This window comes from Streptomyces alkaliterrae (assembly GCF_007097205.2).
Classification (GTDB): Bacteria; Actinomycetota; Actinomycetes; order Streptomycetales; family Streptomycetaceae; genus Streptomyces; species Streptomyces alkaliterrae.
The window spans coordinates 1-13,953 of sequence record NZ_VJYK02000140.1; the positions used below are offsets into that span (position 1 = coordinate 1).

At 74.2% G+C, this 13,953-nt stretch carries 13 protein-coding genes; 8 read left to right on the forward strand and 5 right to left on the reverse strand.

All coding sequences use genetic code 11. The features are described from left to right. Positions 1-449 (reverse strand): DUF3027 domain-containing protein (locus FNX44_RS14695; protein WP_143648687.1); only part of this gene is annotated, 449 nt, incomplete at its 3' end. A gap of 238 nt (positions 450-687) precedes the next feature. Here FNX44_RS14695 and FNX44_RS14700 point away from each other — a divergent pair. The 4 genes from FNX44_RS14700 (at position 688) to FNX44_RS14715 (ending at position 4,299) form a co-directional block, all read left to right on the forward strand. Continuing rightward, the gene (locus FNX44_RS14700) at positions 688-2,091 is read left to right on the forward strand and encodes an MFS transporter (RefSeq protein ID WP_143648688.1); all 1,404 of its coding nucleotides are present in this window, start codon (positions 688-690) and stop codon (positions 2,089-2,091) included. A 26-nt stretch (positions 2,092-2,117) separates the two neighbouring features. Continuing rightward, positions 2,118-2,612 carry a DUF2771 domain-containing protein gene (locus tag FNX44_RS14705; protein ID WP_143648689.1) on the forward strand — a complete coding sequence of 165 codons (495 nt, stop codon included), beginning with the start codon at positions 2,118-2,120 and terminating at the stop codon, positions 2,610-2,612. Between the two features lie 71 nt (positions 2,613-2,683). Then, on the forward strand, positions 2,684-3,409 hold the full coding sequence (locus tag FNX44_RS14710) for a futalosine hydrolase (RefSeq protein WP_143648690.1): 726 nt from the start codon (positions 2,684-2,686) through the stop codon (positions 3,407-3,409). 26 nt (positions 3,410-3,435) lie between these two features. Continuing rightward, positions 3,436-4,299 (forward strand): 1,4-dihydroxy-6-naphtoate synthase, encoded by an 864-nt coding sequence (locus tag FNX44_RS14715; protein ID WP_153507295.1) that lies wholly within the window; start codon positions 3,436-3,438, stop codon positions 4,297-4,299. A gap of 18 nt (positions 4,300-4,317) precedes the next feature. Here FNX44_RS14715 and FNX44_RS29705 read toward each other — a convergent pair whose 3' ends face one another. Then, entirely contained in the window at positions 4,318-4,701 is a 384-nt protein-coding gene (locus FNX44_RS29705; protein ID WP_143648691.1) for a cold-shock protein, read from the reverse strand. A gap of 225 nt (positions 4,702-4,926) precedes the next feature. On the opposite strand from FNX44_RS29705, the gene FNX44_RS14725 reads away from it, so the two are divergent. Next, positions 4,927-5,199 carry a hypothetical protein gene (locus tag FNX44_RS14725; RefSeq protein WP_143648698.1) on the forward strand — a complete coding sequence of 91 codons (273 nt, stop codon included), beginning with the start codon at positions 4,927-4,929 and terminating at the stop codon, positions 5,197-5,199. A 60-nt stretch (positions 5,200-5,259) separates the two neighbouring features. Here FNX44_RS14725 and FNX44_RS14730 read toward each other — a convergent pair whose 3' ends face one another. After that, positions 5,260-5,925, reverse strand: a complete 666-nt coding sequence (locus FNX44_RS14730) for an HAD family hydrolase (protein ID WP_143648692.1) — start codon at positions 5,923-5,925, stop codon at positions 5,260-5,262. A gap of 42 nt (positions 5,926-5,967) precedes the next feature. Between FNX44_RS14730 and FNX44_RS14735 the strand changes: the two genes are divergently transcribed. Beyond that, complete coding sequence (locus FNX44_RS14735) at positions 5,968-6,381, forward strand: YunG family protein (protein ID WP_143648693.1); 414 nt, start codon at positions 5,968-5,970, stop codon at positions 6,379-6,381. Between the two features lie 41 nt (positions 6,382-6,422). On the opposite strand, the gene FNX44_RS14740 is transcribed toward FNX44_RS14735, so the two are convergent. After that, complete coding sequence (locus FNX44_RS14740) at positions 6,423-7,460, reverse strand: hypothetical protein (protein WP_143648694.1); 1,038 nt, start codon at positions 7,458-7,460, stop codon at positions 6,423-6,425. A 136-nt stretch (positions 7,461-7,596) separates the two neighbouring features. Between FNX44_RS14740 and FNX44_RS14745 the strand changes: the two genes are divergently transcribed. Further along, the gene (locus FNX44_RS14745) at positions 7,597-10,005 is read left to right on the forward strand and encodes a helicase-associated domain-containing protein (protein ID WP_143648695.1); all 2,409 of its coding nucleotides are present in this window, start codon (positions 7,597-7,599) and stop codon (positions 10,003-10,005) included. 110 nt (positions 10,006-10,115) lie between these two features. Beyond that, complete coding sequence (locus FNX44_RS14750) at positions 10,116-11,759, forward strand: DNA repair helicase XPB (RefSeq protein ID WP_143648696.1); 1,644 nt, start codon at positions 10,116-10,118, stop codon at positions 11,757-11,759. Here FNX44_RS14750 and FNX44_RS14755 read toward each other — a convergent pair. After that, on the reverse strand, positions 11,717-13,822 hold the full coding sequence (locus tag FNX44_RS14755) for a HelD family protein (RefSeq protein ID WP_228449897.1): 2,106 nt from the start codon (positions 13,820-13,822) through the stop codon (positions 11,717-11,719). The genes FNX44_RS14750 and FNX44_RS14755 overlap by 43 nt on opposite strands. Between the last annotated feature and the right edge of the window lie 131 nt (positions 13,823-13,953).

The window sequence follows — 13,953 nt, forward strand, 5'->3', positions numbered from 1 at the left end:
GTGTCGGCGGGCGGCAGCGGGGCCGGGGTGGCGCGTTCGTCGGCGAGGACGGAGTTGGGCGGCGGCTCGTCCTCGCCGGTGTAGCCGGGCTCGAGCCGCAGGTCCTCCGGCTCGGTCGGCAGCAGGTCGCCGGGGCCGAGGTCGCCGGGGCGCAGCCGTTCGCTCCACGGCACCCACTCCGGCGGCAGCAGCGAGCCGGGGCCCGGCAGCAGCACCGTCTCGTCGAGGGTGACCGTCCTGGCGCGGGACGCCCGGGCGACGGTGACCGCCCAGCGCCAGCCCCGGTAGCCGGGGTCATGGCACTCGAAGAAGTGGGTCACGACCCGGTCGTCGTCGGCGGTGGCGCCCAGGTAGTCGCCCGGCTTGCCCGGCCAGGCGGCCTCCTCGGCGGCCTCCCGCGCGAGTTCGACCGCCTCGGCGCACAGCCGGTCCGGGGTACGCCTTCGCATCGCAGCACTCACAAGAATCGTTTTCTCCTACGCCGTCTCGCGCGTGCGCCGCCGCCGTTCCCTGGCCTGACGCGGGGACGGAGCGGACCGAGGGGCCGCTGCGACGCCCACCTTCCGTGATGAAGGACCATGCGAGACGCACTGCACTCCCACGCTACCCCACGGGGGGACCGGCACGGCCGGGCCGGGCCGCCCAAGTTGCGGGTCAAGCCGTGACCACTGGGGCACACTGAACGCTGTGGGCGCCACACCGCTGTCGGATCGGGGGCCCGGACGGCCGAGGGGTCTGGTTCGGGCCCTCGGGCGCGCCGTCCGGCGCCCCCCGGCCGCCGTCGCCCGAAAGGTCCGGAAGGCGACGCACGCGCAGGGCGCCGGCGAGAGCGGCCTCGGCAAGCTGATCGAGCTGCACGCGGTGAACTCCGCCGGCGACATGCTGATCACCATCGCGTTGGCGTCGACGATCTTCTTCTCGGTGCCGACCGCCGAGGCGCGCGGCCGGGTGGCGCTGTACCTGGCGATCACGATGGCGCCCTTCGTCCTGCTCGCCCCGGTCATCGGCCCGCTGCTGGACCGGCTGCCGCACGGTCGGCGGGCGGCGATGGCCGCGGCGATGCTGGCCCGGGCGCTGCTGGCGCTGGCGCTGGCCGGCGCCATCGCCACCGGCGGCCTCGAGCTGTACCCGGAGGCGCTGGGCGTGCTGGTGGCGTCCAAGGCGTACGGAGTGGTGCGGTCGGCCGTGGTGCCCAGGCTCCTGCCACCGCGCATCTCGCTCGTCAAGGCCAACAGTCGGGTGACACTCGCCGGGCTGATCGCCACCGGTCTGGCCGCACCGATCGGCGCCGGGCTGCACCAGCTCGGCCCACAGTGGCCGCTTTACGCGGCGATGGCGGTGTTTGTCCTCGGCACCTTCCTGTCGTTCACGCTCCCCCACTCGGTGGACTCGGCGAAGGGCGAGCGGCGGGCCCAGCTCGCGGCGGCGGCCGGCGAGCCCGAGCCGTGGCTGGTGCGGCACACCCCGGGGCACGGCCGCCGGGCGGCCCAGCGGCCCGGGTTGCGCACGGTCGGCGCGTCGGTGCTGAACGCGCTGGTCGCGAACGCGCACGTGCGGATGCTGTCCGGTTTCCTCACCTTCTTCCTGGCGTTCCTGCTGCGCGAGCACCCGTTCCCCGGGATGACGGCGGCGTTCTCGCTCGGTCTGGTGGTCGTCGCGGCCGGCGCGGGCAACGCGCTGGGCACGATCGTCGGCGCCTGGGTGAAGGGTCGGGCGCCGGAGGTGAACATCGTGGTGGTGATGCTGCTGACGCTGACCGTGGCCGTCGGCGCCGCGCTGCTGCACACCACGGTCGCGGTGGCCGTGCTGGCCGGTACCGCCGGGCTGTGCCAGGCGCTGGGCAAGCTGTCGCTGGACGCGCTCATCCAGCGGGACGTGCCGGAGATCGTACGGCCGTCCGCGTTCGCCCGTTCGGAGACACTGATGCAGATGTCGTGGGTGGTAGGCGGCGCGGTGGGCATCTCGCTGCCGCTGTTCGGCACGCTGGGCCTGTCGGTGGCCGCGCTGATCGTCGCCGCCGGTACGTTGGCGACCATAAGGGCGCTGCTGACGGCCGCCCGGCGCGGCACACCGCACCCGCGCGTCGCCTGACCGGCGGCGGAGGATAGATTGCCAGCATGACGAGCATGCTCTCCACGGGCCGGTTCCGCCGCACCGCCCGCACCGCCCTTGCCGCCGGCGCGACCGTCTGCGCCCTGGCCGCCCTCAGCGGCTGTGAGAAGCCGACGCCGGTGGCCACGGTCACCATCGGCTCCGACTCCGTGACCTCGGAGGCGAGCTGCTGGAACGACGGCAAGAAGCTCTCCGAGAAGGAGCTGAAGAAGTGCGCGGAGGGCAACGGCAAGCGCAAGATCGACTTCGGCGAGGGTGACGTCCTGCGCTTCGGCGTGGACAGCGACATCGCCGAGAAGGGCTGGCAGGTGTTCCTGGCCAACCAGGAGCTGCTGGAGCCCACCACCAAGACGTACAAGACCTTCGACGGCTCCCAGCTGCGGTACAGCGCCCTGCCCAAGGAGACCGACCTGGTCATCGCGCAGGTCAACTCCGCCGGCAAGAAGGAGGCCGAGGGCTTCTACGGCCTGTGGCACTTCACCCTCGTCAAGGAGAGCTGAGCCCCCACGCCGGGCCTGGCACCCGGCCGCACACCGAGTCGACCGCCGCGTTCCCAACAGGAAGCCGCCGCATGCGCGTCCTTGTCGTCACCGCCGTCCCGGCCGAACGGGAGGCGGTGACGCGCGGCTGCCGGCGCGCCGAGCCGCCGGCGGACTCGGCAGCCGACCCGCCGTCCGACTCCAGGTCCGGCCCGCCGTCCGGCCCGCCGGACGTGGCGGTCGTGGCCGCCGGTGTCGGCCCCGCGGCGGCGGCCGCCGGCACCGCCCGGGCGCTCGCCCTCGCCGAACGTGACGGCCGACCCTTCGGACTGGTGGTCTCCGCCGGAATCGGCGGCGGCTTCGCCCCACACGTCGACGGACCGCTGGTGGCCACCGCGATCATCGCCGCCGACCTGGGCGCGCAGACCCACGACGGCTTCGCCTCCCTCACCGAGCTGGGCTTCGGCACCGACCGCCACCCGGTACCGCTCGCGCTGGCCGGCGCGGTCGCGAAGGCGGCGGGCGCCGTGCTCGGCCCCGTACTGACCGTGTCCACCGCCACCGGCACCGCCGAGCGCGCCGCCGAACTGGCCGCGCGCCACCCGGGCGCGGTCGGCGAGGCCATGGAGGGCTTCGGCGTGGCGGAGGCGGCGACCGCACTGCGCCTTCCCGCGCTGGAGATCCGTACCGTCTCCAACTCCGTCGGCCCCAGGGACCGGGCCGCCTGGCGCGTCCACGACGCGCTGGAGGAACTGTCCGACGCTTTCACGAGGATCATGCCGGTCCTGGCGGACTGGCGGGAGGGTGAGTCGACGTGACCGACCAGCCGGTGTCCGGCGACGCAATGCGGATCGCCTACTCGCCGTGCCCGAACGACACGTTCGTCTTCCACGCCTGGGCGCACGGACTGGTGCCGGGCGCTCCCCCGCTCGCGGTGACGCTCGCCGACATCGACGTGACCAACGGGCTCGCGGAACAGGGCGAGCGATGCCCCTTCGACGTGCTGAAGGTGTCCTACGCCGTACTGCCGTGGGTGCTGGAGGACTTCGCGCTGCTGCCGTGCGGCGGGGCGCTCGGCCGAGGCTGCGGGCCGCTGGTACTCACCCGCGAGCCCGGCATCTCCCTCACCGGCCGCACGGTCGCCGTGCCGAGCGAGCGGTCCACGGCGTACCTGCTCTTCCGCCTCTGGGCAGCCCAGGAGGTGCCCGGCGACGTCGGGGAGATCGTGGTGCTGCCCTTCCACGAGATCATGCCGGCCGTACGGGACGGCCGGGTCGACGCCGGACTGGTGATCCACGAGGCGCGGTTCACGTACCAGCGCTTCGGGCTGCACGAACTCGCCGACATGGGTGAGCACTGGGAGCAGACGACCGGTCTGCCCATCCCGCTCGGCGCGATCATCGCCAAACGCTCGCTCGGCGCCGAGCGGCTGGCCGCCCTGGCCGACGCGGCACGCGCCTCGGTGCGGCTGGCCTGGGACGATCCGCGGGCCTCGGCCGAGTACGTCCGGGAGAACGCCCAGGAACTGGACCGCGCCGTGGCCGAGCAGCACATCGGCCTGTACGTGAACGAGTTCACCGCCGACCTCGGCGAGAGCGGCTACGCGGCCGTGCGCGGGCTGCTGACCCGCGCGGCGGCCGAGGGGCTGGTACCTCCCCTCGGCCCCGACGCGCTGCTTCCGCCGTGGACGACCACCGCGTCCGGCTGAGCCGGTCCGTTCCCCGGCTCAGACGTCCAGTTGGTCGGCGACGGCGCGGAGCATGCCGGCGATCTTGTGGCCCTGGGCCTTGTCCGGGTAGCGCCCTCGCTCCAACTGCTGGGACACACCGTCCAGCAGGGTGGTCAGGTCCTGGACGATCGAGGCCAGTTCGTCCGGTTTGCGCCGCTGTGCGGCGGCCACCGAAGGCGTCGGGTCCAGCAGCGTCAGCGAAAGCGCCTGGTCACCCCGCTGGCCCGCGACCACCCCGAACTCCACGCGCTGTCCCGGCTTCAGCGACTCCACCCCGCTGGGCAACACCGACGAGTGCACGAAGACGTCTCCGCCGTCGTCGCGGGAGAGAAAGCCGAAGCCCTTCTCACTGTTGAACCACTTGACCTTGCCGGTAGGCACGTCTGTCCTCGTCCTCGTACTCGTCCGGAAAGCCGGACCGCGTCCTCGCGATCCGGCCTTGGTCTGCCCTGAATAACAGGACAGCGGGTCCGATGACCCGCCGCCTCCAAGATTAATCTCCCAGCGGCCGGTGACAAGACGCCCCCGCCCGCTACGGCGTCGTACCTGCCCCCGGCCTACCCTGGACCGGTGAGCAATACACCAGTGTCCGGGGAAGCACCCCGCCTGTCAGCCGATTTCCGCCCCCGGTCCGCCGACTCCGCCGCCGGGCGCCGGCCGGGCGACCTGCTCGTCAGAGTGGGAGGAATCGTCTTTGTCATCGGCGCACTCGCCACGTTGGTGACGTTTGTACCCTTCTTCGTCGGCACCGAACCGTTCCCGCCGACGGCGTACTTCGTCTCCATGTTGATGGGCGTGGGCTTCGCGCTCGCCGGCGCCGGGCTGCTGCGCGCGGTGTTCGAGCAGCGCCGCCACACGCGTACAACCGCCGAAAGCTGACAGCTTCCGGCCAGCTTTCCCGGCCAGTTTTCCCGGTCGGCTTCCCGGTCGGCTTCTCGGTCAGCCCGCAGTGGCTTGTGGGGCGACGGGCGGTGCGTCGTGCGCCGCCTCGCTCAACCATGCCCCGAAGGCGTGCAGGTCGGGTAGCACGACGTCGGCTCCGGCGGCCCGCAGCTCCGCCTCGTCGCACGGCCCGGTCGCGACCGCGACGGCCGTCACCCCGGCCGCCCGGGCGCCGCGCACGTCCCCCACGTGGTCGCCGACGAGGGCGGTCGCGCCGTGCGCGCGCAGCGCCTCGGCCTTCGCCTCCGCCCACAGCGAACCGGCCACCGCGTCCGCCCGCATGCCCAGGTGCTCCAGGTGCATCCGGGCGTGCGGCTCGTTCTTCGCCGTCACCACCAGCGACCGGCCGCCGGCCTCGTGCAGCGCGGCCAGCGCCGCCACGGCGCCCGGCATCGGCAGCGTCGGCCGGAAGGCGTGCACCTCGTAGAGCGCGCGGTAGCGCACCACCATCTCCGGTATGCGCTCCCGTGCGAACCAGTGCGCCAGCTCGTGCTCCAACGGCGGACCGAGCCGGGACACCGCCAGCTCCGCGTCGATGGCGACACCCGTCTCGACGGCCAGCGCCTCGTAGGTCGCCCGGATACCGGGACGGGAGTCGATCAGGGTCATGTCGAGGTCGAACCCGACCGTCGTCGGAAGCGCGGCGGCACACATGTCCGCCATTCTCGCAGCGCGACTGTCAGTGGCGGCTGCCACGCTTGCGCCATGACCACCACCACGCCATGGAGCCTCCTCGACCTCGACCGGGCGCTGCGCGCGAGCTGGGCCGCTGACACCTGCTCGCCGGACGACGTGACCCGCGTCCCGTGGTCCGCCGACAATCCCTCCTGGGGCCACTGCGACATCACGGCCCTGATAGTCAACGACGTCTTCGGCGGGGAGCTGGTCGTCGGCGAGGTGTTCCTGGACACGGAGCAGCGGGGCTTCCACTGGTGGAACAGACTGCCCAGCGGCGTGGAGCTGGACCTGACACGCGAGCAGTTCCGGCGCGGTGAGACGGTGCGCGACGCCCGGGCGGTTGCCCGCCCGCCGGGCCCGTTGCGCCGCTGGGACGAGTACCTGACACTGCGCGACCGCGTCACGGCCCACCTCGGCGACCTCCCGGCCCCGGCCGCCTGACACCGGCGGCACGTTCAGGCGCGGGGCTTCGGCGGGCCCGCTCAGGCTCGGGGCCGTCTGGCGCGCCAGAGGAGGAACGCGGCGCTGGCCGCCGCGGCGAGGCGCAGCACCCACGGATAGGTCTCCCGAAGCGCCTCCTGCATCGCGCCCTCGGCGACGGGCTCACCCCAGCGGCCGTCCATCCGGCCCCACAGCCAGATCACGGCACCGAACGCGACCGTGCCCGGCAGACCGGCCGCGGCCCACTTCGCCTCCGGCCTGGTCAGCCGCGGCGACCACCAGGCCAGCAGCCAGCCCGCGCCCAGCACCAGCACGTTGCCGAGCACCGCGCCGGCCACCAGCGCCAGTACGGCGGCGAGTTCGACCACACCGCCGACCCTCGGCCCGCCACCGCCGAGGCCGCCGCCGCGCAGCCGAAGACGGTGGAGCAGTCCCTGCTTCGCGGCCGGCGGCTCGGTCTCGGTCGCGGCCTCCTCCGCCGGCGGCCCGACCTGACCGGGCACGCCGGGCAGTCCTGGCGCCGACGGCTCGCCGGGCTTGGGCGGCGGACGCAGCATCTCGGGGATCTCGATGCCGCCGACAAAGCCGCCGACGTCGCCCCCCGGCGAGGCGGGCGCGTACGGGTCGGGGCCGGACCGCCACCAGGTGGGGTCGGACTCGGCGGGGCTCAGCTCGTCCATCCCGGCCAGGTGCGGGGGCGTGCCGGCGTCCGCGAGGCCGCGTCCGGGCGTGCCCTCCGGCTCCGCCGCCGATCCCGTCCCGAACGACCCCGCGTCGGCCGGTTCCGCCGAGCCGGAGTCGTCGCGGCCGGTCCGGGTGCGGGGTCCGGGGACAAGCGAGCCGCCGCCACGCGCTGCGGCGGAGACGATCTCCTCCGGTCTGCCCAGCCCCTTGAGGATCTTGCGGACGGCCGCCGGCGAGGAGGCACCGCCCTCCGTCCTGGCCCGCTCGGCGTCGATGGTGGAGCGCAGACCCGTGACGAGTCTGGCCCGCTCGGCGGCGGTCATCGAGGTCGCGTGCGCGAGGTCCCCGACGCGGCTGAGGTAGTCCAGTACAAGCTGCTCGGTCTCGATCCCCACGGTCGGCAACGGTACCGCGCGGCAAGCCGGTTGGCCCGTTCGGCGGCCGCGCCGTGTCCGCGCCGCCCGGTCGCGCGCGTCTCCGCCACCGGCCGCACCGGGCCCCGGGAGCGCGAGAACGTCTAGTGTGGTGCGAATGACCAGCGAGACCGGCGTGCCTCGACGCACCCTCGCCGACGAACTGCGGTCCTGGCCCGACGAGCGCCTGGCGGAACTGCTGCGGGTGCGGCCGGACCTGCTCTCCCCGGTCCCCGCCGACCTGACGCAGCTCGCCACCCGCGCCGGCACCCGGGCCTCGGTGTCCCGTGCGTTGGAGGGGCTGGACCAGTTCGCCCTGCAGGCCGCGCAGGCACTCGCGGTGGCCCCGGACCCGTGTCCGGTGGAGGTGCTGGCCGCGCTGTTGCCCGGCGGTGCGGAGCGGCTGCCGGAGGCCCTGCGCGCGCTACGGGCCCGGGCCGTGCTCTGGGGCGGGGACGACCGGCTGCGGCTGGTGCGCACGGCTCGTGAGGTGCTGGCGCCGGGCCCCTCGCAGCCGTCCGCGACCGGTCTCGGGCCGTCGCTGTCGGAGGCGGCGGCCGGGATGTCGCCCGCGCGGCTCCAGGAGATCCTGGCGGACGCGGGCCTGCCGGCGACGGCCGACCCGGTCAGCGCGTTGGCGGCGCTCAGGGAGCTGTTCACCGACCGTTCCCGGCTCGCGGACCTGTTGGAGCAGGCGCCGGCCGCCGCCACGGCGATGCTGGAGAAGCTGGTGTGGGGGCCGCCGTACGGGGAGGTCTCCACTACGCCGTCGGCGCCGGTGCGCTGGCTGCTGGACCGGGCGTTGCTGCTGCGGTCGGGCCCGCGCACGGTCGTCCTGCCACGCGAGGTGGCGCTGCACCTGCGCGACGGGCGGGCGCACCGCCGTCTGGAGCCGACCCCGCCGGAGGTGCCGGTCCGCCGCGAGTTCCCGACCGCGTCGGTGGACGCGGCCGCCGCGGGTCAGGCGCTGGCCTCCCTGACGGCGGTGGAGGAGCTGCTGAAGGAGTGGTCCCGGTCGGCGCCGCCGGTGCTGCGAGCGGGCGGCCTCGGCGTCCGGGAGTTGGCGCGGACGGCGTCCGCGTTGGAGTTGGCGGAGTCGCAGGCGGCGTTCTGGATCGAGCTGGCGTACGCGGTCGGGCTGGTGGCCTCCGACGGGGAGGCCGACGAGCGCTACGCGCCGACGCCGTACTACGACGAGTGGCGCGATCTGCCGGAGTCCCGCCGCTGGGCGGCGCTGGTCGCCGCCTGGCTGCCGGCCACCCGGGTCGCCGCGCTGGTCGGCGGCCGGGACGCCAAGGGCCGTACGTTGGCGGCGCTCGGCCCGGGGCTTGACCGTACGGCCGCCCCGACGTTCCGGCACCGGGTACTCACGCTGCTCGCCGAGCTCCCGGCGGGCGCCGCCCCGGACGTGGAGGCCGTCGCCGAGCGGCTGCGCTGGGAGCGGCCGCTCCGGGCCTCCGACCAGCTGCGGCAACGGGTGTGCGCGGCGACGCTGGCCGAGGCGGAACTGCTCGGCGTCACCGGCCGTGGCGCGCTCGCCTCCTTCGCCCGCGCGCTGACCGCGGGTGACCGGCGGCAGGCCCTCACGGACGTCGAGAAGGCCGCTGCCGCGCTCGACCCGCTGCTGCCCGAGCCGCTGGACCACGTCCTCCTCCAGGCCGACCTCACCGCCGTCGCACCCGGTCCGCTGAGGCGTCCGCTCGCGGAGACGCTGGAGGTGCTGGCGGAGGTCGAGTCCAAGGGCGGGGCCACGGTGTACCGGTTCACCTCCGGGTCGGTGCGGCGCGCCCTGGACACCGGCCGGACGGCGGCCGAGCTGCACAACTTCCTCGCCGCGCACTCCCGCACCCCGGTGCCCCAGCCGCTGGCCTACCTCGTCGACGACGTGGCCCGCAAGCACGGCCGGCTGCGAGTGGGTGCGGCCTCCGCGTACGTCCGCTGCGAGGACGACGCGCTGCTGAACGAGGTCCTGGCCGACCGGCGGTCGGAGCCGCTGCGGCTGCGGCTGCTCGCGCCGACCGTGCTGGCCGCGCAGGCGGAGCCGGCGGTGCTGCTGGCCAGGCTGCGGGAGATGGGCTACGCGCCGGCGGCGGAGTCCGCGACCGGTGAGGTCGTACTGGCCGGGCCGGCCGGTCACCGCACCCCGCCCAGGTCGGCGCCCGAGCCGGTGCCGGACGGCCCGCCCCGGCCGGACGCCAGGCTGCTGACGGCGGCGGTGCGCGCCATCCGCGCCGGGGACCTCGCCGCGACCACCCCGCACCGCCCCAAGGCCCCCCGGCAGACGCCCACCGGCGAACTCCCCCGCACGACGTCCGCCGACACCCTCGCCACGATGCAGTCGGCGGTGCTGACCGGCGACGCGGTGTGGATCGGCTACGTCAACGCCGACGGCGCCGCCAGCCAGCGGGTGATCGCCCCGATCCGCGTCGAGGGCGGCTTTGTCACCGCCTACGACCACACCGCCGACGAGGTCCGCACCTACCCGCTGCACCGCGTCACCGGCGCCGCCGAGATCACCGAGGAGTAGGCGTCGTCCGTCGGGGCCCGCCGTGAGCGAGGCGGCATCGGACAGTCGCACGGTCCGGCGATGGTGGACACTGGAACGTCCGCCCACCGTCCGTCCGAAGGAGCCCGCAGGTGACCGGTCCGCTCATCGTGCAGAGCGACAAGACGCTTCTGCTGGAGGTCGACCACGAGCAGGCCGACGCGTGCCGTCGGGCCATCGCGCCGTTCGCGGAGCTGGAGCGCGCCCCCGAGCACATCCACACCTACCGGATGACGCCGCTGGGCCTGTGGAACGCGCGGGCCGCGGGGCACGACGCGGAGCAGGTCGTGGACGCGCTGATGCTGTACTCGCGCTACCCGGTGCCGCACGCGCTGCTCGTCGACGTGGCGGAGACGATGTCCCGCTACGGCCGGCTGACGCTGACCAGGCACCCGGCGCACGGGCTGGTGCTGGTCAGCACCGACCGCCCGGTGCTGGAGGAGGTGCTGCGGTCGAAGCGGATCAAGCCGCTGGTCGGAGCGCGTGTCGACGAGGACACCGTGGTCGTCCACCCCTCAGAGCGCGGGCAGATCAAGCAGACGCTGCTGAAGCTGGGCTGGCCCGCGGAGGACCTGGCCGGGTACGTGGACGGCGAGGCGCATCCGATCGAGCTGGCGGAGGACGGTTGGGCACTGCGGCCCTACCAGCGGCAGGCGGTCGAGGGCTTCTGGCACGGCGGCTCTGGCGTGGTCGTGCTGCCGTGCGGCGCGGGCAAGACGCTGGTGGGCGCGGGCGCGATGGCGCAGGCGAAGTCGACGACGCTGATCCTGGTGACCAACACCGTCTCGGCGCGGCAGTGGAAGCACGAGCTGGTCCGGCGGACCTCGCTGACCGAGGACGAGATCGGCGAGTACAGCGGCACGAAGAAGGAGATCCGGCCCGTCACCATCGCCACCTACCAGGTGCTGACCGTGCGGCGGAAGGGCGTCTACCCTCATCTGGAGCTGTTCGACTCGCGGGACTGGGGCCTGGTCGTCTACGACGAGGTGCACCTGCTGCCCGCGCCGGTGTTCAAGTTCACCGCCGACCTCCAGGCCCGTCGGCGGCTCGGCCTCACCGCGACGCTGGTCCGGGAGGACGGCCGCGAGTCCGACGTGTTCTCGCTGATCGGTCCGAAGCGCTTCGACGCGCCGTGGAAGGAGATCGAGGCGCAGGGGTACATCGCGCCGGCGGACTGCGTCGAGGTGCGGGTGACGCTGAGCGAGTCGGAGCGGCTGGCGTACGCGACGGCGGAGTCGGACGAGAAGTACCGGTTCTGCGCGACGACGGGCAGCAAGCAGCGGGTCACCGAGGAGCTGGTGCGCCGCCACGCGGGCGAGCAGACGCTGGTCATCGGCCAGTACATCGACCAGCTCGACGAACTGGGCGAACGGCTGGGCGCGCCCGTCATCAAGGGTGAGACGAGCAACGCCCAGCGCGAGAAGCTGTTCGACGCGTTCCGGGCCGGCGAACTGTCGGTGCTCGTGGTGTCCAAGGTGGCGAACTTCTCCATCGACCTGCCGGAGGCGACGGTGGCCATCCAGGTCTCCGGCACGTTCGGCTCGCGGCAGGAGGAGGCGCAGCGTCTGGGCCGGGTGCTGCGGCCGAAGGCGGACGGGCACGAGGCCCGCTTCTACTCGGTCGTCGCCCGCGACACCATCGACCAGGACTTCGCCGCGCACCGGCAGCGCTTCCTGGCCGAGCAGGGCTACGCCTACCGGATCGTGGACTCGGAGGAGTACCTGGCCGGTTCCTGACCCGCCGGGGGCGTGTCGTCCTGTGCCAGCAGGTCCGGGAGGGGCGCGGCGTGCACGACAGCCAGCCCGGAGACCGCCCTGGTCAGCGCGACGTAGAGGCGGCGCAGCCCGGTGCGGTCGTCCGGTTCCCCGTCGACGACCGCCGACGGCTCGTCGAGCACCACGTGGTCGTACTCCAGACCCTTGGCGAGGGAGGCGGGCACGAGGGTGAGGCGGGCCTGGTGGGAGGTCTCCTCGCCGGGCGCGAGGTGCGGCAGCCCGGCGGCGGCCAGCGCCTCCGTCAGCGCGGGCGTCCGGCTGTCGGCGGCGATCAGGCCGATCGAGCCCTCGTGGTCGAGCGCGGCCCGGCAGGCCCGGACGACCTCGGCGGTCAGCTCGTCGCTCGGTACGCGGATTACCGAGAAGTCGCCCGGGGACTCCCGGACGGATGTCGCGGGGGTCAGGTCGGGGGCGATCGCCGGCAGCAGCCGGGACGCGTAGGCGATGACGTCGCGCGGCACGCGGAAGCCCTGGGTCAGCTCCTCCACGACGGCGTCCGGCTTGCCGAGGTGTCGCAGGGCGTCGGCCCAACTCGGCGTGGCCCAGGGGGTGGTGCCCTGCGCGATGTCGCCGAGCACGGTGACCGATCCGGTGCTGCAGCGGCGGCCGACCGCGCGGTACTGCATCGGTGACAGGTCCTGCGCCTCGTCGAGCACCACGTGGCCGAGCGACCGGGTGCGGCTGACCAGGTCCCGCGTCTCGTCGACGAGGACGGCGTCGGCGGGCGTCCAGGGCGCGGACTTCACGCCGCGGGCCGGCTTGGCCCACAGGATGGTCTTCTGCTCGTCGGCCGTCAGTACGCCGTCGGCGGCCTCGGCGAGGAAGTCGGGGTCGGAGAGCAGGCGAAGCACCAGCTTGGCCGGGTCGACGGGCGGCCACACGGCACGGACGGCCGCCTTGACGGCGCTGTTCCGGGCGACGGCGTCCTGCACCCGGTCGTCGGGGGCTTCGCCGGCGCGTTCCATGCGCAGCAGGACGGCGTGCGCGACGCGCTGCGGCAGGGCCTCGCGGGCGGCACCGTAGCGCAGTCCTCGGTCGATCAACTCCTGGGTCATCTCGGCCAGTTCGTCGGCGGGGATCCGCCAGCGGCGGGAGCCGCGCACGACAACGCACGGTTCGGTCGGCATGGTGATCTGGGCGCGCAGGGCCCGCCGCAGCACCTCAGCCATCCGCGCGTCGCCCTTCAGTACGGCGGCGGCCGGCTCGTCGGCGCCGCGCACCGGCACATGGGCGGTGAGCCGGTCCACCGTCGTCTGCTCGACGGCGAGTTCGCCGAGCGCCGGAAGGACCTGCTCGATGTAGTGCAGGAACGAGTCGTTCGGGCCGATGACCAGTGTGCCGGTGCGGGCCAGCCGGTCCCGGTGGGCGTAGAGCAGGTAGGCGACGCGGTGCAGGCCGACGGCGGTCTTCCCGGTGCCGGGGGCGCCCTGGACGCAGACGCTGCCGTCGACGGCGGCCCGGACGATCTCGTCCTGCTCGGGCTGGATCGTGGCGACGATGTCGCGCATCGGGCCGACGCGGGGGCGCTCGATCTCGCGTTGCAGCAGGGCGCTGGGGCCGGACCGCTCGGCCGGGTCGGTGAGGTGTTCGTCCTCGTAGGCGGTGAGTTCGCCGCCGGTGCAGCCGAAGCGGCGCCGCAGCTCGACGTGGAGGGGGTCGCGGCGGGAGGCCCGGTAGAAGGGCTGGGAGACCGGTGCCCGCCAGTCGACGACCATCGGGTCGCCGTCCTTGTCGTGCACGTGGCGGCGGCCGATGTAGAAGCGGTGGTCGAGGCGGACGCCGTGCCGGTCGTGGTGGGTGTTCTCTTCCGGATCGGACGGGTGGGCGCCGGGGCCGTGGCCGAGGGCGTAGTCGAGGCGGCCGAAGAAGAGCGGGGCGTCGGCGAGGTCGGCGAGCGCCTTGATGCGTCGCTCCACGTCCGCCCTGATCACCTCGGCGCTCACCCAACTCGCCGCGACGTCGGTGGTGTCGAGGGCCTCGGCCTCCGCGCGCATCGCGCGCAGCGCGGCACGCGAGGCGGCCAGATGCGCGCGTTCCCGTTCGAGTGGGTTGTGGTCCGGCGGGTTGCCCGGCGACGGATTGCCTGGCGACGGATTGCCCGGCGACGGGTTGCCTGGCGACGGATCGTCGGTCCGGGCGGGGGACGGACCTGCGG